The sequence below is a fragment of the Caballeronia sp. ATUFL_F1_KS39 genome, from assembly GCF_023630985.1.
In the GTDB taxonomy this organism is placed as follows: domain Bacteria; phylum Pseudomonadota; class Gammaproteobacteria; order Burkholderiales; family Burkholderiaceae; genus Caballeronia; species Caballeronia zhejiangensis.
This window is the reverse complement of sequence record NZ_JALQDZ010000001.1, coordinates 288,403-308,288: the sequence shown is the minus strand read 5'-3', so window position 1 is coordinate 308,288 and position 19,886 is coordinate 288,403. Positions and strand designations below refer to the sequence as shown.

Sequence of the window (19,886 nt, the reverse complement as noted above, 5' to 3'; positions counted from 1 at the left end):
TGATTCGTGTGAACGCGCGCGCCGCCCGGTCTTACGTGCATGCCGCCACGCCCGGCCAGCCGCCGGACACGGCCTCTCTCGCAGACGCTACGCAAACCGTCCGAAGAGAGATCGACGATCATGATGCCGAACCCCGCCGAGAAATACCGTCCGTTTCCGCAAGTCCGTCTGAATGGCCGCCGCTGGCCGAACCGCACGATCGAAAAAGCGCCCGTCTGGATGAGCACCGATCTGCGCGACGGCAACCAGTCGCTCATCGAGCCGATGAGCATCGCAGCGAAGCTCGAGTTCTTCGAGATGCTGGTGAAAATCGGGTTCAAGGAAATCGAGGTGGGCTTCCCGTCGGCATCGCAGACGGATTTCGACTTCGTGCGCAAGCTGATCGACGAAAAGCGCATTCCGGACGACGTGACCATCGAAGTGCTCGTGCAGTCGCGCCGCGAACTGATCGAGCGCACGTTCGAAGCGGTGGAAGGTGCGAGCAAGGTGATCGTGCATCTCTATAACGCGATCGCGCCGTCGTTCCGCAAGATCGTGTTCAACCAGTCGAAGGACGAAGTGAAGGCGCTGGCGGTCGAAGGCACGCGCATCATCAAGGAATGCGCGGCGGCGCGGCCGGACACGCACTGGATCTATCAGTACTCGCCCGAAACCTTCAGCATGACGGAGCTGTCGTTCGCGCGCGAAGTCTGCGATGCCGTCGCGCAAATGTGGCGTCCGACGCCCGATCACAAAATGATCGTGAATCTGCCCGCGACCGTCGAAGCGGCAACGCCCAACGTCTTCGCCGATCAGATCGAGTGGATGGACCGCAACATGGGCTTTCGCGACAGCATCGTGCTGTCGGTGCATCCGCATAACGATCGCGGCACGGCCGTCGCGGCGGCGGAAATGGCGTTGCTCGCTGGCGCGGATCGCATCGAAGGCTGCCTCTTCGGCAACGGCGAGCGCACCGGCAATGTCGATCTCGTGACGCTCGCGATGAATCTTTACACGCAAGGCGTCGATCCGGGCCTCGATTTTTCCGATATCGACGCCGTGCGCCGCGTCGTCGAGCGCTGCAATCAGATTCCGGTGCATCCACGCCATCCGTACGCGGGCGATCTCGTGTTCACCGCGTTTTCGGGTTCGCATCAGGACGCGATCCGCAAGGGCTTCGCGCAGCGCGTGCCGGGCACGGTGTGGGAAGTGCCCTATCTGCCGATCGATCCGGCCGATCTCGGCCGCAGCTACGACGCCGTGATCCGCGTGAACAGCCAGTCCGGAAAGGGCGGTTCGACGTATCTGCTCGAACGCGGTCTCGGCTTCACGCCGCCGCGCCGCGTGCAGATCGAATTCAGCCACGCCGTCCAGAAAGTCACCGATGCATCCGGCGCGGAAATCAGCGGCGAAGCGATCTGCGAGCTCTTCAAGCGCGAGTATTTCGATGCGGGCGGGCCGGTATCGCGCATCGACGTTTCGACGCTTACGGTATTCGAAAGGCGCGTCGCATTACCGGCCGTAGTGGCTGCGACGAGCGGCGACGCTCACGCGCAGGCGGTCGCCGCCGCGCTCGGCGTGGACGCGAGCGTGAACTGGTTCGAGACGTCCGTGACGGCGAACGGCGACACGGCGGCGTTCGTCGGCTGTCGTGTCGGAGACGGGCCGACGCGCTTCGGCGTCGCGGTGCATGCGAATCCGGCGCTCGCGGTCGCCGATGCCGTCGTGAGCGCGGTCAACCGCTCCGGGCGCGTCGTGGACAACCTGCGGCAAGACGAAGCCGTGGAAGCGTGATGGGCGGCGCGCGTGGCTATTCGAGCGCCACGCGCGTCGCCTGCAGGGCGAGCAGCTGCCATTGGCCTTCGGTCTGCACATGGACGGCGGTGTAGGCGATCGGAAACAGCAGCGCGCCGTTCTTCGATTCCATCTCGATCAGCGCACGGCCCGACACGAGGCACGTATCGCGGCCGGCGGGCAGCACATCCTGCGACTGAATTTCGATCTGCCGATAGCGGCGGCGGCCCGCGGTGATCGCGTCGATGAACTGGCGCTTCGTCTCCCGCTTGCCGTTCGTGTGGACGTAGCTGACGTTCTCGGCCAGCAGCGCGTCCAGCGCCGGGCCGTCGCCCTCGACCATGGCACGGAAGCGATCGCGCTCGAGGCCGCGGATGGCCTCAATGGTTTTTGCCGGCATCTGTCGATTCCCCTTGTGTCGAGGAACCGATGCGCCGGCGCCTCGTCAGAAGTTGTATTGCAGATATAGCTGGCTGAAATTTATACCAGGATTCGGCTCTTTGATACCGCCGTTCGACAGATGCTGAAAGCGAAATCCCGCTTGATAGCTCTGCTTCGACCCGAAGATCATGCCGACGCCCACCATGTCCGCGAACTGGAACGCCGACCCGACGCTGAAATCCTCGGTGATGCGCGTGTGCGAGAGCAGCCGCACGCCGACGCCCGCCTCGATGAACGGCCGGAAGTAGCCCGAGCTCTTCACGAAGCGCAGCACTGGCGTAATGCCGAATTCCCATATGTTCGGATGCACGGCGTTGTCCTCGGTCGTGTGCCAGTAGGACACGTGACCTTCGCCGATGAGCGTGAAGTGAAAACCGCCGATCTCCCACCAGGTGAGGCCCGGATCCCAGGACAGGCCGAGATCGGCCTTCTTGATGTCGTGGTCGGCGACGCCGCCGGCGATCTGGACACCGAATCGGTCGGCATGAGCCGCCGCCGACGCGAGACCCAATGCGGTACAAACCGCCACGCGCGCTAGCGGGCGGGGCCACGAACTCTTGTTTTTATGCATTTGCACCCCAATTTGCTCGGATAGCGGGTGTGTTTCGTAAATTGCTGTCGCTTGGCGATTCTAGTGACGTTTTAAAACATTTGCAGAAATCGCATCAGCGCGCCCCCGTTTGTAGAATTTCTGATCGCGACAGTGGGCAAGTAAGGTAAATCATGCGAAAACGTTTCAGCCTCCGGTAGTTTCTTCCGCTGCTCGCGCAACAGTCCGTCCTATTGGACCCGCAAATTCGATAGTTTTTGTGGGAACTCCCACATTCCCCTCTGCTCTAACACTTAGCACTCGATGGACTGGAGTGCTAATATCGTGTCTGACTTGCCGCGGTCGTTAAGCGGCACGTGAATTGTTGATAAGGAGCTTATGAGCGTGACCAATGCGATGACCCTTCCGAATGTTGTGAGCTCGGCACCTGCCAAGGCATCTTCGGCAGGCGCGCTGACGTACGCACAGTCGTCGATGCTGACCGGCCAGATCGGCAACATCGATTCATACATACAAGCAGTGAACCGTATTCCGATGCTTTCGCAGGCGGAGGAACGACAGTACGCCACCGAATTCCGCGAGCAGGGCAACCTGAACGCCGCGCGCCAGCTGGTGCTTTCGCACCTGCGCCTCGTCGTGTCGATCGCCCGTAACTATCTCGGTTACGGCTTGCCGCACGCCGACCTGATCCAGGAAGGCAACATCGGTCTGATGAAAGCGGTGAAGCGCTTCGACCCAGAGCAAAACGTGCGCCTGGTGTCGTATGCGATGCACTGGATCAAGGCCGAGATTCACGAGTACATCCTGCGCAACTGGCGCATGGTGAAGGTCGCGACGACCAAGGCGCAGCGCAAGCTGTTCTTCAATCTGCGCAGTCACAAGACCAGCCATTCGGCGTTCACGCCGGACGAGATCGAAGGTCTCGCGAGCGAGCTGAACGTAAAGCGCGAGGAAGTCGCGGAGATGGAAACGCGCTTGTCGGGCGGCGATATCGCGCTCGAAGGCCAGGTCGAGGATGGCGAGGAAGCGTACGCGCCCATCGCCTATCTGGCCGACTCGCACAACGAGCCGACTAACGTCATCGCCGCGCGGCAGCACGACAGGCTGCAAAGCGACGGCCTCGCCGATGCACTCGAATCGCTCGACGAACGCAGCCGCCGCATCATCAAGGCGCGCTGGCTCGACGTGCAGGACGACGGCTCGGGCGGCAAGACGCTGCATGAACTGGCCGACGAGTTCGGCGTCTCGGCGGAGCGCATTCGCCAGATCGAGGCGAGCGCGATGAAGAAGATGCGCTCGGCGTTGCATGACTACGCGTAACAATTGACTGTGCCATTGCAGAAATTGCAAAGCCCGCCGTCGACGAGACGGCGGGCTTTTTCTTTGGCACTTCGCTGAAAACACAAACGGCGCCCGCGGGCGCCGTTTGTTATCGAGCTTCGATTACCGCTTCAGGCAGGCATCGGTGCAGCGCCGCCGCCGTTGCCGGACAAGCGCGTGGACAGTTGCGCCGCATAGCGCTGCGCCGCCGCGCCCACGACGATGTGGAACGTATCCGCCGACACCCACGCCACATCCAGCGACGACAAACGCTGACGATCCACCGACGACGGATCGCGCACGACCACGCGCAGGCGCGTCTGCGCAACCGCGTCGAGCGATACCACGTTGGTCGCGCCGCCGAACACCGCGAGCCAGCGGAACGGGTCCGGATCGAGCGGGCCGGGCGTCTGGTCGCCGCTCACCGCTGCCGCGACCGGTTGCGCCGGCGTCGACGATGCGGGCGTTGCGCCGCGCGTCGACGAATGCTCGAGTTCGCTGCGGATTTCATCGGCGATCAGATCGGCTTCCGGCCCGATGATCACCTGGACGTTGGTCGCGCCGCGCTTCAACACGCCGCGCGCGCCGATGCTCTTCAACTGCGGCTCCGACACCTTCTCCGAATCCACGACCGACAGACGCAGACGCGTCGTGCAGGCATCGACGAGCGTCAGATTGGATGCGCCGCCGAGCGCCGCGACGTACTTCGCAGCGCGCGTGTTCGACACGGCTGCTGCCGCGCCGGGCACGGGCGGAATCAGGCCGCCATCGACGGTTTGCGCCACGTCGGTTTCGGCGTCGGTCGTGGCCGGCTCGCGGCCCGGTGTCGCCATGTTGAACTTGCGGATAAAGAAGCGGAACAGGCCGTAATAGATGACGAAGTACACCGCACCGACCACGAGCGCCAGCCAGCCGCGCTGCGACAGACCGTAGTTCAGCACGTAGTCGATCGCGCCCGCCGAGAACGTGAAGCCCAGGTGGATGCCGAGCGCCGAGCAGATGGCGAGCGACAGGCCCGTCAGCACTGCGTGGATGCCGTAGAGCACCGGAGCCAGGAACATGAACGAGTATTCGATCGGCTCGGTCACGCCCGTCAGGAATGCGGTCAGGGCCATGGAGAACAGCAGGCCGCCGACGATCGCGCGGCGCTCCTTCGGCGCTTCATGGAACATCGCGAGGCACGCGGCCGGGAGACCGAACATCATCACCGGGAAGAAGCCCGTCATGAAGCCGCCCGCCGTCTTGTCGCCCGCGAAGAAGCGATGCAGGTCGCCGTGCACGATCGCGCCGCCGTCGGGCGGCGTGAACGAGCCGAACACGAACCACGCGAGCGAGTTGATGATGTGATGCAGACCCGTAACCAGCAGGATGCGGTTCAGCACGCCGAACACGAAGGTGCCGAGCGCGCCGGCGGTCGTCAGCCAGTTGCCCGCGCCGTCGATGGCCGCCTGCACCGGCTGCCAGATGTAGCCGAAGACGATGCCGAGCACCAGACACGCGACGCCTGTCACGATCGGCACGAAGCGCTTGCCGCCGAAGAATGCCAGATACTCGGGCAGCTTGATGTCCTTGTATCGGTTATACAGATAGCCGGCCACCATACCGGCGATGATCCCCGACAGCACGCCCATGTTGAGCTTGTCGTTGATGTCCTTCATCACGGCCACTTCGATGAGGTAGCCGATCGCGCCGGCGAGACCCGCCGTGCCGTTGTTGTCCTTCGCGAAGCCCACCGCCACGCCGATCGCGAACAAGAGCGGCAGATTGGTGAAGATCGCGTCGCCGGCGTCCGCGATCATCTTGATGTTGAAGACATCGGGCTGGCCGAGACGCAAAAGCAGGCCGGCCACCGGTAGTACGGCGATCGGCAGCATCAGCGCGCGGCCTAGTCGCTGCATCTTTGCAAACGGGTTGGCGTCCATCGGGTTCTCCAAAAAATATAGGTCTTGTCTTTGCTGCTTCGAGGATTGCTGAAAAGGCATCCGTGAAGCTGGCTGCAGGGAAGACGTTCAGTCCTGCGGCCAGATTTCGCGGCTTGCCGCTCTTACTGCCTGAGCCGATTCGAGCGCGAGGCAATCCTCGGCGCGCTGACGGCACAGTTGGTAATCGAGATTGCGCACGCGTGCCTTGATGCCGGGCACCGACACCGGATCGACCGACAATTCCGTCACGCCGAGTCCGATGAGCAAGGGCGCCGCGACCGGATCGCCGCCGAGCGCGCCGCACACGCCGACCCACTTGCCGTGCTTCTCCGCGCCCTGCACCGCCGCCTTGATGAGACGCAGCACGGCCGGATGCAGGCCGTCGGATTGCGCGGCGAGATCGGGCTGGCAACGGTCCATCGCGAGCGTGTACTGCGTGAGATCGTTGGTGCCGATCGAGAGGAAATCGGCGTATTTCGCCAGTTGGTCGGCAAGCAGCGCCGCCGACGGCACTTCGATCATCACACCCACTTCGACCGGATCGGTGCGGCCCGCTTCGCGCGCCAGTTCGTCGATGCGCGCACGCAAGCGCTGCAGTTCGCCGGAATCGGTGACCATCGGCAACAGGATTCGCAGCGCGCCCGCCGGCTTCACGGCGAGCAGGCCGCGCAACTGGTCATCGAGCAGATCGGGGCGCACTTGCGCGAGCCGGATGCCGCGCAGCCCGAGCGCCGGATTTTCCTCGGGCGGCAGCGTCAGATAATCGACTTCCTTGTCCGCGCCGACATCGAGCGTGCGGATGATCGCGGTGCGGCCCTGCAAGGCATCGACGATGCCCTGATAGCTTTGCGCGTGCTCCGCGACCGTCGGCGCCGACTGGCGATGAATGAACAGCAGTTCGGTGCGCAACAGGCCGACCGCATCGGCGCCGTTTTCGACGGCGGCTTTGGCGTCGTCGAGCGTCGCGATGTTCGCGGCGACTTCGATCGCGCGGCCATCCTTCGTCGATGCCGCTTCGCGCGACAGCTTGCGGTTCGCTTCACGCACGCCCGCGAGCCGCTCGCGCTCGCTGCGTGCGCGCTCGACGTCGAGCGCGGTCGGCGCATGCTCGATGCGTCCCGCCGATGCATCGACGACGACTTGCGTGCCTTCGGGAATCGCGTGCAGCGCATCGCCGATCGCGACGAGCGCCGGAATGCCGATCTGCCGCGCGATGATCGCCGCGTGCGAGGTCGCGCCGCCGCGCGCCATCACGAGCGCGGTGACGCGGGTGCGGTCGAGCGACGACAGATCCGACGGCGTGAATTCCGTGGCGGCGAGCACGGCTTCCTGAGGCAACTCGAGCGCCGCCGTGTTGTTGAGGCCGAGCGCGCGCAACACGCGCTTTTCGATGTCGCGAAGATCGGCCGCGCGCTCGGCGAGCAGTTCGTCCTGCACGTTCGAGAGCAGCGCGATCTGCGCGCGGATCGCCTCGCGCCATGCGAAGCCCGCGCTCTTGCCGAGGCTGATGAGATCGCGCGCGGCGTCGAGAAGCGTCGGATCTTCGAGCAGCACGCGATGCACCGCGAAAATGCCCGCTTCGCCGACCGCGCCGCGCTGCGACGCGGTACGCACGGTTTCGCCGAGTTCGGCATCGACCTGGGCGATGGCTTTATCGAGCGCGCGGCTTTCCGCCGCCGATGCGCCGCTCGCCTGTTCCGGCGGCACGATTTCCTGATCGTCCCAGCGCACCAGCTTGCCGATCGCGATGCCCGGCGCCGCGCACACGCCCGCGAGCGTGTTCGGCGGCAACGGCTCGCCCGTTCGCGTGGCTTGGACGACCGGCGCGGGCGACTTCTCGCGCGCGGGCGATTCTTCGACTTCGCCTTGCGCCGCGCGCAGCAATTCCACCGCGACCGCTTCGACCGCCTGTTGCGCCTGCACGCCGATGCCGACGAGCTCGATGGTCGCGCCCTCGCCCGCACCGAGGCCGAGCAGGCCGACGACGCTTTCCACCGGCGCCTTCTTGCCTTCGTAGCGCACTTCGACCTTCGCGTCGAAACCGCGGGAAGCTTCGCGTGCCCGCGCCGCCGGACGCGCATGGAGGCCGCCCGCATGGGAGAGCGTCAGGCTGCGGCGCGCTTCGTCGAGAACGACCGCGCCCGCGCGCGCCGTCTCGGCTTTCTCGCCGTCCTTGGCGCGCAGAACCAGCAGGCGCGAGCCCGCTTTCAGCACGCCGCGGCCGGCGCGATCGATGATATCGAAGGCATCGCCGTTGGCGATCGCGATTACCGAAACGAGGCTCGGCGCGTGCTGCGCGACGAAATCCGCATCGAACTCGATCAGCGGCTCGCCCGCGCGCACCGTCGCGCCTTGCTGGATCTTCGGCGTGAAGCCCTTGCCGCCCAGCTCGACCGTGTCGATGCCGATATGCACGAGAATCTCGGCGCCTTCCTTCGTGCGCAGCGTCACGGCGTGATGCGTGCGCGCCAGATGCGTGATGGTGCCGTCGCAGGGCGAGACGAGCACGTTATCGAGCGGATCGATGCCGATGCCGTCGCCGAACATGCCCTCGGCGAACACGGGATCCGGCACGTCGGCGAGCGGCACGACGGGACCGGTGAACGGCGCGAGCAGCACGACGTCGTTCGGGTTATCGATGGAATGGTTCAACAGTGACTCCTCGGCACGGCGCATCGGCTATCTCACTCAATGGGTTTCGGTGACCTTGTTCAGGTGGCGCGGCGCGTCGGGATTGCGCCCGCGCGCGGCGGCCAGACCCGCGGCCATCACGTAGAACGAAAGAATCGCGGCGATCGGATCGAGCGCGGGATGGTCCGTGGCGACGAGCGGCAGTTCCGCTTCGGCGACGTCGGCTGGGGCTGCGAGCAGCACGCGCGCGCCGCGGGCACGCATATCGGCGGCAAGCTGGATGAGACCCGCCTGCTCCGGCCCGCGCGGCGCGAATACGAGCAGCGGATAGTCGCGGTCGATGATCTCCATCGGACCGTGACGCACTTCCGCGCTGGAAAACGCTTCGGCCTGAATGCCCGACGTTTCCTTCAGCTTGAGCGCGGCTTCCTGCGCGATGGCGAGGCCGAGGCCGCGCCCGATCACGATCATGCGATCGACGCTCTTCAGTTCGTCGACGGCGCGCGTCCAGTCGAGCTTGCCGGCGGCGCGCAGCTTCTCGGGCAGCGAATCGAGCGCCTTCAGCAATTCGACGTCGCGCTGAACGTGCGCGATCACGATCGCGGAAAGCGACAGCATCGCGATATAGCTCTTGGTCGCGGCAACCGACAGTTCGGGACCGGCGAGCAGCGGCAGGAAGTATTCGCACGCGCTTTCGAGCGGCGAACCGGAGACGTTGACGGCCGCGACGGTGAACGCCCCCGCGTCGCGCAGCGCCTGCATGGTGCCGACGAGATCGGGGCTCTTGCCCGACTGCGAGAACGCGACGGCCAGTTGGCCCGAGACACGCAGCGGCGCCTGCTGCAACGTCGCGACGGACATCGGCAGCGATGCGACCGGCACGCCGATGCGGCTCATCGTCAGGCTTGCGAAATAACTGGCGGCGTGGTCGGAACTGCCACGCGCGACCGTGAGCGCGACATTGCGCGGCTGTTCCTTGAGCTTTTCCGCGAGTTCTTCGATGCGCGAGGTATCGGCGAGCTGGGCCGCGACGACGTCGGCGGACTCGAGCGCCTCATTAAGCATATTCGACAATTGATTCTCCTTCGACGTACGTGGCGGTCAGCGCGTGCTCCCGGTCGAGCACGACGAGATCGGCCCAAGCGCCGCGCGCGATGCGGCCGCGGTCTTTGAGTCCGAGATAGTCGGCGGGGAAACGCGACAGGCGATTCGAGACGTCCGCGAGCGGAATGCCCAGCGAGACGAGATTGCGCAGCGCCTGATCCATCGTCAGGGTGCTGCCGGCGAGCGTGCCGTCCGCGAGGCGCACGCCGCCCATGCATTTGGTGACGTGCTGGCTGCCGAGGCGATATTCGCCGTCGGGCATACCGGCCGCCGAGGTGCTGTCGGTCACGACGTAGAGACGCGGAATCGCGCGCATCGCGGCCCGAATCGCGCCCGGATGAACGTGCAGCAGATCAGGAATCAGTTCCGCGTATTCGGCATGCGCGAGCGCCGCGCCGACCATGCCCGGGTCACGGTGATGCAGCGGCGACATTGCGTTGAACAGATGCGTGAAGCCGCGCGCGCCGTGCTTGAGCGCGTTCACGGCGTCGTCGTATGTGCCGAGCGAATGGCCGAGCTGCACACGCACGCCGCGCGCCGCGAGGTCCGAAATAATGTCGAGATGACCGGAGATTTCCGGCGCGATCGTGACGACGCGGATCGGCGCGAGATCGAGATACTTCAGCACTTCGTCGCGCACCGCGACGGCGGCCGCGTCCGGCTGCGCGCCGAGCTTGCCGGGATTGATGTACGGACCTTCCAGGTGCACGCCGAGCATGCGCGCGCCGCCCGCCGCGCGGTGTTTGGCCTGTTCGCCGAGACCCGCGACGACGCTCATGAGTTCGTCGCGCGGCGCAGTCATCGTGGTGGCGAGCAGGCTCGTCGTGCCGTGCTGCGCGTGCTGGCGGGCAACGGTGTCCGCCGCGTCGCCGCCTTCCATGATGTCGCGGCCGCCGCCGCCGTGAACGTGCAGATCGATAAAGCCCGGCAGGATGTAGGGCGCGTCGTTGGCGAGCGGATCGGCGATATGTCCTTCGAGCGCCGTCACGCGGCCGTTCTCGAAGCGGACCGTGCCGTGGATCCAGCCATCGGTCGTGAGTATGTTTCCTTTCAGCATGAATTTCTCTGGAAGTACGCGATGCATGGATGAGGTTCAGTGCCGTCCGCGCCGTGCTGCGAGCAGGCTTTCGTCGCGAAAGAAGCGAACGGCGTCCTTGGGTCCTCTCGTTCTCTGTTTGCTCTCTTGATGCGTCCGGATTAAGCGCGTCTGTGCCGACGCTTATCGATGCAGTTCCGCGACGAAGTCGTAGTAGTCGTCGCGACAGTAGGTGTCCGTCAATTCGATCGCGCGTTGATCCGCCGAATAGCCGATGCGCGTGATCACGAGCAGCGCTGCACGCGGCGCGACGCCCATGAGCCGGGCGATCTCCGCGCCGGCGTTCACCGCGCGAAAGTGCTGCAACGCGCGCACCACCGACAGCCCGCGCGCCTCCAGATACCGGTAGAGCGAAGCGCCGATCGCGAGTGGATCGGGCACCGCGGCGACCGGCAACGTTGAATGCTCGACCGCCATCACGATGCCGTCCGCGCGCCGCAACGGCTTCAGGCTTGCAACAGCCGCGCCCGGCGCCAGACCGAGGCGCACGGTTTCATCGCGATTCGCTGCGCGCAGTCCGCGTTCTAGCCAGATCGAATCGGGCGTGAAGCCGCGCTGCTCCATCTTTCGCGTGAAACCGGTGAGACGGGAAAGCGGATCTTCGACGCGCGGCGTGATGAAACTGCCCGCGCCTCGTACGCGCCGGATCAGGCCTTGCTCGACCAGCAGCGCGATGGCCTTTCTCGCGGTTATCCGCGACACGCCCACACCTTCCGACAACGTGCGCTCGGACGGCAGCGCCTCGCCAGCCGACCAGTTGCCCGCGTGGATCGCCGTGGCGAGGCGCGACGCCAACTGAAGATAGAGCGGCGTGTCGCTCCGCGCGTCGGGTGTCAGGTCCTGCCAGCGATGCTCCATCGAAAGCTCTCACCTCAAAAGTGGAGCCCATTATATAACCAACATAATACCAGTCAACGCTAAAGCGGCGTCTCAGGACGAACGTCAAATTTCTCGCTAAATCAATGAGTTAAAAAATGTTTAGCGGCTCGATTCGGAACATATCTGCTATTGGGACTTACCCGTACACGTAGTCCACTTGCCGAATTGGTTCCTTAATTGCCTGATAACCCATTTTTCGGGCATTTTCGTATTCGCACGGTCGTTCTTCTTTGGCACAATGCATGTATTAATTCGGATTCACAATTAATTTCAACAAAACGAGAGACTAGAGCGATGGGCAGTTCCGATCCGAGCCGGGCCGTCGACGCGGTGCGCCGTTTCAACCGTTTTTATGCACGCCATACCGGCGCACTCCACGAGCGGCTCCATAAAAGCTGCTTTTCGTTAACTGAAGTTCGCATCCTGCATGAGTTGGCGCAGGACCGGGCTGCCACGGCGGCCGATTTATCGCGCAACCTTGGACTTGATACGGGCTATCTCAGTCGCCTGATCAACAATTTCCAGAAGAACGGCCTCGTGGTACGGCGAAAGAACGAATCGGACGGCAGAGCGCATCTGCTTCATATCACGCCCGAAGCGAAAGCCCAGGTCGATGAGATCGATCTGCACGTATCGGCCGAGGCCGCCGCGCTGCTCAAGCGGCTGACCGCTGCCGAAATCGATCAGCTCTGCACGGCAATGGCGGACGTCGAGCGTCTGCTCTCGCCGCCGAACGCCGAAGGAGAAACGCGACTGCGCGGCCCGCGCGCCGGAGACTTCGGCTGGATGATCGAGCGCCAGGCGCATCTATATAGCGGCGAGCGGCCGAAGCTGGTCAGCGAGGCATGGGCGGCGAACATGGTCGCGAACTTTCTCGCGGAGATGCAGGCGAACACCCCGCGCATCGCGTGTTGGGTGGCGGAGCAGAACAACGCGACGCGCGTCGGTGCCGCGATACTTACCGCGGACTCCGAAAGCCGCGCACGCATCGACATGTTGTTCGTCGAACCGGGCGCGCGGCGTCGCGGACTCGGCGAGCGGCTCGTCGCGGCGTGCACGAACTTCGCGCACGGCGCTCGCTACGAACAGGTGATCTGCCGGCTGGACGAGCCCTACGAAGATTTCTGCGGACTCTTCATGCGAACCGGTTTCACGCCGGTGCAGGAGGGGAGCACGGGCATTCTTTGGCAGCGGCAGTTGCAGCAGATTTGCGTCGACTGATTGCGCCAAGGAAAACGGCGTCCCGCAGAACGCCGTTTCGAAAATCAAGCGATGACATTCAGAACGAAGGCACGACCGAGCCTTTGAACTCGCTCTTCAGGAACTGGCGGACATCTTCCGACTGGTAAGCCGCAACCAGCTTCTTCACCCACGGCTGATCCTTGTCCTTCGCGCGCACCGCGATCAGGTTCGCGTACGGGCTATGCACGTCTTCGAGCGCGATTGCGTCCTTCGTCGGCTGCAGGCCCGCGGCAAGCGCGAAGTTCGTGTTGATCGCGGCGGCATCGACGTCGGCGAGCGTGCGCGGCAATTGCGCGGCGTCGAGTTCGACGAGCTTGATCTTCTTCGGATTCTCCGCCACGTCGAGCGCCGTCGCGTTGTTGCCGTTCGCGCCCGCGCCCGCCTTCAGCTTGATGACGCCTTGCGCTTGCAGCAGCAACAGCGCGCGATTCTCGTTCGACGGATCGTTCGGCACCGCGACCTTCGCGCCTTGCTGCAGATCCTTCAGCGACTTCAGTTTCTTCGAATAGACCCCGAGCGGCGAGATATACGTCAGCCCCGCGTTGACGATCTTGTAGCCGCGCTGCTTGATCTGACTGTCGAGATACGGCTGATGCTGGAAACTGTTTGCGTCGAGATCGCCGGCGTCGAGCGCTGCGTTCGGCTGCACGTAGTCGTTGAACTCGATCACTTTCACGTTGAGCCCTTCGCGCTTCGCGACCTTCTGCACGACTTGCCAGATTTGCGCGTCCGGGCCGCTGATGGTGCCGACCTTGATCACCTTGTCGTCGGCGTGAGCGGCGAGGCTCGTGAACAACGCGGCGGAGGCCGCGACTGCGGTAATGGCTTTAAGCAAATTTCTGCGCTGCATGGTGTTCCTGTTTCGATGATGCGTGCTTGCTGGATTGCCTGATTCGTCTCCGATCGATGATCAGACCGGGTGACGGATGTTCGCACAGCATTGGTGCGACGTGAAATACAGATTGCTCATGTGAATATCCGCTGCCACGGGGTACGGCTAGAATCGACAACAGAACATCACAAATCTCGCGAGCCGGAGGCGCATCTCACCATGTACGTCATCAATCTTCGCTACACAGGCGCGCTTGCCGAGATCGACGACGCGCTCGACGCGCATCGCGCCTATCTCGAGCGCTATTTCGCGGCGGGCGTCTTCGTGATGGCGGGACCGAAGGTGCCGCGGGATGGCGGCGTCATCGTGGCGTCAGGCATCGAGCGCGATCGGCTAGATGCGATCGTCGCGGAGGATCCGTTCGCGCAGCAAGGGCTCGCGCACTACGACATCATCGAATTCAAGGCGACGCGGCTCGCGCCGGGTCTGAATCTGCCTGAGCCGTCGCTGGACGGCTGATAAAAGAAGTGGCCCGTTCGGGCCACTTTCGCGATCAGTCGATCAAGATCTTCAGGTCGTGAACCCACGGCTCGACGCCCTGCCCGTCGCGCGCGAAGAGACGCAGCTTGCCGTCCTTGTCGAACACGTAGCTCGCGGCGGTGTGATCCATCGTGTAGTCGTCGGGCGTCTTGCCCTGCGACTTCGCATAGTAGACGCGGAAGTCCTTGGCGAGCTTCGCGAGTTGCGCATCGTCGGCGGGCCGCAGACCGACATACGACGAGTTGAACGCCGCCACGTACTGACCGAGCAGATCGGGCGTGTCGCGCGCCGGGTCGACGGTGACCATCAGCACCTGCACGTCTTTCGCTTTGTCGCCGAGTTGCTGCATCGCTTGGGAGAGCTCGGCGAGCGTCGTCGGGCACACGTCGGGGCAATGCGTATAGCCGAAGAACAGCACCACGGCCTTGCCCTTGAAGTCCGCGAGCGTGCGCGTCTTGCCGTGCGTATCGGGCAAGGCGAAATCGCTGCCGAATTGCTTGTTCCCGGTGATGTCGAGATTCTTGAAATCCGGGGCTTTCTCGCACGCCGAAAGCAGCGCCGCGAAAAACAGCAGCGCGAAGATGCGACGAAGAATGGCCGTCATGCGCCGATCACCGTACGCACGTAGTGATCGACGAGCAGCGCGCCGAACAGCAGCGACAGGTACACGATCGAATAGCGGAAGGTCTTGCGCGCGAGCGCATCGGAATAGTCGCGATACATCTTCCACGCGTAGCCGATGAAACCCGCGCCGAGTGCGATCGCGCTCGCCAGATACACGACGCCGCTCATGCCGGAGATATACGGCATCAGCGTCACGGCGAACAGCACGAGCGTGTAGAGGAAGATGTTGAGCAGCGTGTACTTCTCGCCGTGGGTGATCGGCAACATCGGCAGGCCGGCGTTCTCGTAATCCTTGCGGCGATACAGCGCGAGCGCCCAGAAATGCGGCGGCGTCCACACGAAGATGATCAGCACGAGAATCCATGCGTCGCCGGGCACGTGTCCCGTGACCGCGGCCCAGCCGAGCGCCGGCGGCATTGCGCCCGACGCACCGCCGATCACGATGTTCTGCGGCGTGTAAGGCTTGAGCAGCAGCGTGTAGATGACCGCGTAGCCGACGAACGTGGCAATGGTGAGCCACATCGTGAGCGGATTGGTGAACGTGTAGAGCGTCCACATGCCGATGCCGCCGAGCAATGCTGAGAACGTCAAAATCTGCGTGGACGTGATCTGGCCGCGCGCGGACGGTCGCCACGCGGTGCGGCGCATTTTTGCATCGACTTTTTGCTCGACGAGACAATTGATTGCAAATGCCGCGCCGGCCAGCAACCAGATGCCGACGGCGCCGCCGATCAGCTTGTCCCACGGCACCATGCCGGGCGTGGACAGAAACATGCCGATGACGGCACAGAAAACGGCGAGCTGCGTGACGCGCGGCTTGGTCAGCGCGAGATACTGCGATGCGCGGCTGCCGAGTGGGGAGTTGAGTGTCGTGCTATCCATGATGTGGAGTCACGCTGAAACGACGTCGCGCGCGGGAACTGCGGCGCGGCCGGGACGGCTGGAAGAGATTCGAAAGTTTAGCATAACGAGTAGCAGCAACAGGATCGCGGCTCCGCCGTTGTGCGCCACCGCGACCGGCAACGGCCACTGCAGCACGATGTTCGACATGCCCGTCAGGAACTGAAGGACGATCATCAACAATACGCCGTTTGCGGGCTTTCGCAGCGATTCGAAACGTCGCAGTCTCAGCGCGAGCCACAGCAGATAAATCACGACGACGACCGCGAACGTGCGATGCGTCCAGTGAATCGCCACCAACGCGTCCTGCGAGATCACGTCACCGTCGCCGGTCATGCCGAGCGCGCGCCAGAGATGAAAGCCGTGCTCAAAATTCATTGGCGGAACCCACTGGCCGTTGCACAGCGGAAAGTCCGTGCACGCGAGCACCGCGTAATTCGTGCTGACCCAGCCGCCGAGCGCGATCTGCACGACGAGCACCAGCAAGCCGAATGCCGCGGCCGGCATCCAGCGCGCGGCGGCGGCATTCGAAACCGAGTCGAGCGATGGAATCGGCGTCATGCGCGCCGCCAGCCAGCCGAGCACGCCGAGCAGCGCGAGTCCGAGCAGCAGGTGCGTCGTGACGATCACCGGTTGCAGCTTCAGTGTGACGGTCCACGCGCCGAACGCGCCTTGCAGCAGGATAAGCAGCAGAATGCCCGTCGGCCACCACGGCGACACGTGCAGCGGACGCTTCTTGATGCGCGCCGTCCACGCGATGATCACCTGCGCGATGATGAGCACGCCGATCGCCATTGCGAAATAGCGATGCAGCATCTCGATCCACGCCTTCACCATGCTGACGGGACCGGTCGGCATCGCCTGATACGCGGCTGAAATCTGCGCATGGGCGACGAACGGCGACGACGTGCCGTAGCAGCCGGGCCAGTCCGGGCAGCCGAGGCCGGAATCGGTCAGACGCGTGAAGCCGCCGAACATGATGAGATCGAGCGTCAGGAAAGTGGTCAGCCAGACGAGTTTCCTGAACTTGTCGTCATCGGCCTTCACCCATACGTACGAGAGCGGCAGCAGCGCGATGCAGATGCCGATCAGGCCCAGTTGCAATACATAACTCATGTTTAACCTTCAAACCGCGTATTAGCCGCGTTTTAGCCGCGCTTTAGCCGATGCGCGACCACTTCAGGAGCTTTGCCACATCCCCGTTGATCTTCTTCGGATCGGGATTTTTCGGGAAGCGCATCATCAGATTGCCGTTCGGATCGACGAGAAAGATGTGATCCGTGAGCTTTGTGCCGTCATTCACCGGCAGCCACGCCGCGATCGACTTCTCGTCGGCGACGAGCATGCGCGTGTCCGGCTGCGGATACGCGGACTTGATGACGTCGGCGACCGGCTTGTCATCGGTGCGCAGCCACACGTTCACGACGCGCTCGCGCTCGGCGTTCTGCAACACGCGCACTTGCCGCATGAAATAGAGGCGCGTCGCGCATTGCTCGTCGCAGTCGCTGCCGTTGACGGTGATCATCAGCCATTTGCCTTCGAGCGACTTGAACGGCAGGGTCTGCCCTTTTTCATCGGTGACGACGAGCTGCGCCGGAATCGGGCGCTGCGGATCGATCAGCGTGCCGTAGCTCGATGTGCCGCCCGCGGGCTTGAACACGTAGTACATCAGATACGACGCGATCACCGGCGCCGCGCACACGAGCGCGAGCAGCAAAAGCATCCAGCGGCCGCTGATCCAGGAGCCTTTCTTCGCGTTTCCTTGCTGCGTGCGTGTCTTGTCGGTGGCAGCGGAGCGTTGTGATTGCATCGGTGAAAATGTGTCTCTGTTCGTCAGTGTTCAGGCGTGATGCTCGGCTTCATCGTCGGATTCGCTGCCTATGTCGGTTGCATCGCGCTTCTTCGCGGCGCGGCGCGCGGCGTACAGGCCAAACCCGATGGCCGCCGCCGCCATGCCCCACCACTGGAACATGTAGCCGTAATTGCGCTCGACGCCGAGCGTCGGCGCGGGCCAGTCGCGCACGAGCCTGTCGCCGGTATCGTTCGTCTGCTGAATCACGAACGGCTGAAACGCCAGCCCGGTTTCGGCCGCGTACGATCTGATGTCCAGGTTCTGGCGGATCTCCTTGTGCGCAGCCGATCCGCCGCTGCCCAGTTCGAACGCCTGCGACGCATTCGCGCGCGCGATCCCCTTCACCTCGACCACGCCTTTCGGCGTCTCATACGGCTCGATGCCCGTGCGGTCCGCCATGTTGCGCGGCAGCCATCCGCGATTGACGAGCACATAGCCGCCGCCCTCGAGTTTAAGCGGCATCACGACATAAAAGCCTGGCTGGTCGTTATAGGGACGATTGTCCAGATACACGACGCGCTCCGGCATGAACTCGCCGCGCGCCTCCACGCGATGGAACTCGATCGACTTGAGCGGCATCGGCTCGACGCCGACTTCGCGCGCGGGCGCATTCTCGAACGCGACGATCTGCGCGTTGAGCGCTTCCTTCTGATGCGCGCGGTCGCGCTGCCAGAAGCCGAGGCGCACCGTGATCGCGACGACGATCAGAATCAGGAGCGCGGGCCAGAACCGGATCTTCATGCCGAACGCCTAACCGTCGGCATCCGGCCGGCCGCTACACGCCGGGTTCCGTCGAGTGAGATAATGAGATAGTCCAAATTCATACTGCTCACCGTCGTTCCTGAGCAAAATCGCTGGCTGGTTTCATGCACATCTTCGTTGCTATCGCATTCATCCTTATCATCGGCAGCCTCGGCTCGGCGCTCTATTTCATGATGACCGACCGGGGCAGGACGAAGCGGATGGTGTGGTCGCTCGCCGCGCGCGTCGGGCTATCCATCTCGCTCTTCCTTTTCATCCTGTTCGCTCACTGGATGGGCTGGATTCAAACGTCGGGCGTTCCCATCGGACGCTGATCGCGACGATACGCGCAACGCGCGCCTCGCCCCGCGAGGCGAATTGTCGCGCGCGGCGCTAAAACGCACCGCCTCTTCAAACGACAACGCCGCCCCTTGAGACATCGAGGGCGGCGTGTTGATCACTGCTTCTATGCTCTCGGACCGGCGTCGCCGCCGGCCTTGCATCGCCGACGGCGCATCGCGCGCGCCCGCGTCGATATTCCTTACAGCCAGTAGACGACGACGTACAGACCCAGCCACACGACGTCGACGAAGTGCCAGTACCACGCGGCGCCCTCGAACGCGAAGTGGTGCTCCGCCGTGAAGTGACCGCGAATCAGCCGGAACATCACCACTGCCAGCATCGTGCCGCCGAGGAACACGTGGAAACCGTGGAAGCCCGTCAGCAGGAAGAACGTCGAGCCGTACACGCCGGAGTTGAGCGTCAGGTTGAGTTCGTTGTACGCGTGGAAATACTCGTAGCCCTGGCAGAACAGGAAGATGATACCGAGCAGAACAGTCGCGCCCAGCCAGATGATCGCCTTCTTGCGATGATCTTCGCGCAGCGCGTGGTGCGCCACCGTCAGCGTCGCGCCGGAAGACAGCAGAAGCGCCGTGTTGATGGTCGGCAGGGGCCACGGCACCATCGCGCGGAAATGCGGCACGAGCGCGGCGGGGCCGTTGTTCGGCCACACGGCGGTGAAGTCCGGCCAGATCAGCTTGTAGTCGAGGCTGCCGAGTTCGTGCATCGCGATGGCGCGCGCGTAGAACAGCGCGCCGAAGAACGCCGCGAAGAACATCACTTCGGAGAAGATGAACCAGCTCATGCTCCAGCGGTACGACACATCGACACGCTTGCCGTACATGCCGCCTTCGGATTCGGAGATGGCGTCGCCGAACCAGTGCCACAGCACGAACAGCACGAACAGCAAGCCGATAAACGTGCCGGCGGGCCCGAAGCTATGGCCGTTCACCCACGACGCCAGCGAGGCGAGCATGATCAGCAAGCCAGTTGCAGCCATCACCGGATGCCGCGACGGATGCGGCACGAAATAGTACGGGCTCTCGTTTTGACCGCTCATTGTTGATTCTCCACTTCGATCCAGTTGCTTGAATTTTCTT

The 19,886-nt window shown here is 63.7% G+C and carries 19 protein-coding genes; 5 read left to right on the top strand and 14 right to left on the bottom strand.

Annotated elements, in window-relative coordinates:
* Positions 1-120 precede the first annotated feature (120 nt).
* Complete coding sequence (leuA, locus tag NCR93_RS01540) at positions 121-1,773, top strand: 2-isopropylmalate synthase (protein WP_008351725.1); 1,653 nt, start codon at positions 121-123, stop codon at positions 1,771-1,773.
* 16 nt (positions 1,774-1,789) lie between these two features.
* Here the strand turns inward: leuA and NCR93_RS01535 are convergent, their stop codons facing one another.
* Both NCR93_RS01535 and NCR93_RS01530 read right to left on the bottom strand, forming a co-directional pair.
* Positions 1,790-2,173 carry a nuclear transport factor 2 family protein gene (locus NCR93_RS01535; RefSeq protein WP_008351729.1) on the bottom strand — a complete coding sequence of 128 codons (384 nt, stop codon included), beginning with the start codon at positions 2,171-2,173 and terminating at the stop codon, positions 1,790-1,792.
* Positions 2,174-2,218: 45 nt separating this feature from the next.
* Complete coding sequence (locus NCR93_RS01530; RefSeq protein ID WP_034470522.1) at positions 2,219-2,785, bottom strand: acyloxyacyl hydrolase; 567 nt, start codon at positions 2,783-2,785, stop codon at positions 2,219-2,221.
* Positions 2,786-3,148: 363 nt separating this feature from the next.
* Between NCR93_RS01530 and rpoH the strand changes: the two genes are divergently transcribed.
* A complete protein-coding gene (gene rpoH / locus NCR93_RS01525) occupies positions 3,149-4,084 on the top strand; it encodes an RNA polymerase sigma factor RpoH (protein WP_008351733.1) in 936 nt (311 codons plus the stop codon).
* Between the two features lie 131 nt (positions 4,085-4,215).
* On the opposite strand, the gene nagE is transcribed toward rpoH, so the two are convergent.
* The 5 genes from nagE to NCR93_RS01500 form a co-directional block, all read right to left on the bottom strand.
* Positions 4,216-6,006 (bottom strand): N-acetylglucosamine-specific PTS transporter subunit IIBC, encoded by a 1,791-nt coding sequence (gene nagE / locus NCR93_RS01520; RefSeq protein WP_034470518.1) that lies wholly within the window; start codon positions 6,004-6,006, stop codon positions 4,216-4,218.
* Between the two features lie 87 nt (positions 6,007-6,093).
* Positions 6,094-8,682 (bottom strand): phosphoenolpyruvate--protein phosphotransferase, encoded by a 2,589-nt coding sequence (gene ptsP / locus NCR93_RS01515; protein WP_250481450.1) that lies wholly within the window; start codon positions 8,680-8,682, stop codon positions 6,094-6,096.
* Positions 8,683-8,694: 12 nt separating this feature from the next.
* Positions 8,695-9,702, bottom strand: a complete 1,008-nt coding sequence (locus NCR93_RS01510; protein WP_008351738.1) for an SIS domain-containing protein — start codon at positions 9,700-9,702, stop codon at positions 8,695-8,697.
* On the bottom strand, positions 9,695-10,798 hold the full coding sequence (gene nagA, locus NCR93_RS01505; protein ID WP_250532141.1) for an N-acetylglucosamine-6-phosphate deacetylase: 1,104 nt from the start codon (positions 10,796-10,798) through the stop codon (positions 9,695-9,697). The genes NCR93_RS01510 and nagA overlap by 8 nt, the downstream gene beginning before the upstream one ends.
* Before the next feature lie 162 nt (positions 10,799-10,960).
* A complete protein-coding gene (locus NCR93_RS01500; protein ID WP_250532140.1) occupies positions 10,961-11,695 on the bottom strand; it encodes a GntR family transcriptional regulator in 735 nt (244 codons plus the stop codon).
* Between the two features lie 198 nt (positions 11,696-11,893).
* On the opposite strand from NCR93_RS01500, the gene NCR93_RS01495 reads away from it, so the two are divergent.
* Positions 11,894-12,937 (top strand): bifunctional helix-turn-helix transcriptional regulator/GNAT family N-acetyltransferase, encoded by a 1,044-nt coding sequence (locus NCR93_RS01495; protein WP_250532139.1) that lies wholly within the window; start codon positions 11,894-11,896, stop codon positions 12,935-12,937.
* A 58-nt stretch (positions 12,938-12,995) separates the two neighbouring features.
* Here NCR93_RS01495 and NCR93_RS01490 read toward each other — a convergent pair whose 3' ends face one another.
* The gene (locus NCR93_RS01490) at positions 12,996-13,808 is read right to left on the bottom strand and encodes a MetQ/NlpA family ABC transporter substrate-binding protein (RefSeq protein WP_034470515.1); all 813 of its coding nucleotides are present in this window, start codon (positions 13,806-13,808) and stop codon (positions 12,996-12,998) included.
* Between the two features lie 201 nt (positions 13,809-14,009).
* On the opposite strand from NCR93_RS01490, the gene NCR93_RS01485 reads away from it, so the two are divergent.
* Positions 14,010-14,309: a YciI family protein gene (locus NCR93_RS01485; protein WP_034470513.1), complete on the top strand. Its 300-nt coding sequence runs from the start codon at positions 14,010-14,012 to the stop codon at positions 14,307-14,309.
* A 34-nt stretch (positions 14,310-14,343) separates the two neighbouring features.
* On the opposite strand, the gene NCR93_RS01480 is transcribed toward NCR93_RS01485, so the two are convergent.
* Genes NCR93_RS01480 through NCR93_RS01460 form a run of 5 tightly spaced genes read right to left on the bottom strand, consistent with a single transcriptional unit; the run spans position 14,344 to position 18,447 of the window.
* Entirely contained in the window at positions 14,344-14,934 is a 591-nt protein-coding gene (locus NCR93_RS01480) for an SCO family protein (RefSeq protein ID WP_008351744.1), read from the bottom strand.
* Positions 14,931-15,836, bottom strand: a complete 906-nt coding sequence (gene cyoE / locus NCR93_RS01475; protein ID WP_008351745.1) for a heme o synthase — start codon at positions 15,834-15,836, stop codon at positions 14,931-14,933. The genes NCR93_RS01480 and cyoE overlap by 4 nt, the downstream gene beginning before the upstream one ends.
* 9 nt (positions 15,837-15,845) lie before the next feature.
* On the bottom strand, positions 15,846-16,970 hold the full coding sequence (locus NCR93_RS01470; RefSeq protein ID WP_250532138.1) for a COX15/CtaA family protein: 1,125 nt from the start codon (positions 16,968-16,970) through the stop codon (positions 15,846-15,848).
* A gap of 43 nt (positions 16,971-17,013) precedes the next feature.
* Complete coding sequence (locus NCR93_RS01465) at positions 17,014-17,664, bottom strand: SCO family protein (protein WP_250481448.1); 651 nt, start codon at positions 17,662-17,664, stop codon at positions 17,014-17,016.
* Between the two features lie 30 nt (positions 17,665-17,694).
* A complete protein-coding gene (locus NCR93_RS01460; RefSeq protein WP_250481447.1) occupies positions 17,695-18,447 on the bottom strand; it encodes an SURF1 family protein in 753 nt (250 codons plus the stop codon).
* A 125-nt stretch (positions 18,448-18,572) separates the two neighbouring features.
* On the opposite strand from NCR93_RS01460, the gene NCR93_RS01455 reads away from it, so the two are divergent.
* Positions 18,573-18,782 (top strand): twin transmembrane helix small protein, encoded by a 210-nt coding sequence (locus NCR93_RS01455; protein ID WP_008351753.1) that lies wholly within the window; start codon positions 18,573-18,575, stop codon positions 18,780-18,782.
* A 206-nt stretch (positions 18,783-18,988) separates the two neighbouring features.
* On the opposite strand, the gene NCR93_RS01450 is transcribed toward NCR93_RS01455, so the two are convergent.
* Positions 18,989-19,846: a cytochrome c oxidase subunit 3 gene (locus NCR93_RS01450; protein WP_008351755.1), complete on the bottom strand. Its 858-nt coding sequence runs from the start codon at positions 19,844-19,846 to the stop codon at positions 18,989-18,991.
* Positions 19,847-19,886 lie beyond the last annotated feature (40 nt).

Excerpts from the sequence above, each read along its gene's own strand:
- nagA (WP_250532141.1), bottom strand. The coding sequence starts at position 10,798 with ATGCTGAAAGGAAACATACTCACGACCGATGGCTGGATCCACGGCACG.
- NCR93_RS01460 (WP_250481447.1), bottom strand. The coding sequence starts at position 18,447 with ATGAAGATCCGGTTCTGGCCCGCGCTCCTGATTCTGATCGTCGTCGCG.
- cyoE (WP_008351745.1), bottom strand. The coding sequence starts at position 15,836 with ATGGATAGCACGACACTCAACTCCCCACTCGGCAGCCGCGCATCGCAG.
- NCR93_RS01470 (WP_250532138.1), bottom strand. The coding sequence starts at position 16,970 with ATGAGTTATGTATTGCAACTGGGCCTGATCGGCATCTGCATCGCGCTG.
- NCR93_RS01535 (WP_008351729.1), bottom strand. The coding sequence starts at position 2,173 with ATGCCGGCAAAAACCATTGAGGCCATCCGCGGCCTCGAGCGCGATCGC.
- NCR93_RS01530 (WP_034470522.1), bottom strand. The coding sequence starts at position 2,785 with ATGCATAAAAACAAGAGTTCGTGGCCCCGCCCGCTAGCGCGCGTGGCG.
- NCR93_RS01480 (WP_008351744.1), bottom strand. The coding sequence starts at position 14,934 with ATGACGGCCATTCTTCGTCGCATCTTCGCGCTGCTGTTTTTCGCGGCG.
- ptsP (WP_250481450.1), bottom strand. The coding sequence starts at position 8,682 with ATGCGCCGTGCCGAGGAGTCACTGTTGAACCATTCCATCGATAACCCG.
- NCR93_RS01450 (WP_008351755.1), bottom strand. The coding sequence starts at position 19,846 with ATGAGCGGTCAAAACGAGAGCCCGTACTATTTCGTGCCGCATCCGTCG.
- NCR93_RS01455 (WP_008351753.1), top strand. The coding sequence starts at position 18,573 with ATGCACATCTTCGTTGCTATCGCATTCATCCTTATCATCGGCAGCCTC.
- NCR93_RS01510 (WP_008351738.1), bottom strand. The coding sequence starts at position 9,702 with ATGCTTAATGAGGCGCTCGAGTCCGCCGACGTCGTCGCGGCCCAGCTC.
- leuA (WP_008351725.1), top strand. The coding sequence starts at position 121 with ATGATGCCGAACCCCGCCGAGAAATACCGTCCGTTTCCGCAAGTCCGT.
- NCR93_RS01485 (WP_034470513.1), top strand. The coding sequence starts at position 14,010 with ATGTACGTCATCAATCTTCGCTACACAGGCGCGCTTGCCGAGATCGAC.
- NCR93_RS01490 (WP_034470515.1), bottom strand. The coding sequence starts at position 13,808 with ATGCAGCGCAGAAATTTGCTTAAAGCCATTACCGCAGTCGCGGCCTCC.
- NCR93_RS01500 (WP_250532140.1), bottom strand. The coding sequence starts at position 11,695 with ATGGAGCATCGCTGGCAGGACCTGACACCCGACGCGCGGAGCGACACG.
- nagE (WP_034470518.1), bottom strand. The coding sequence starts at position 6,006 with ATGGACGCCAACCCGTTTGCAAAGATGCAGCGACTAGGCCGCGCGCTG.
- NCR93_RS01465 (WP_250481448.1), bottom strand. The coding sequence starts at position 17,664 with ATGCAATCACAACGCTCCGCTGCCACCGACAAGACACGCACGCAGCAA.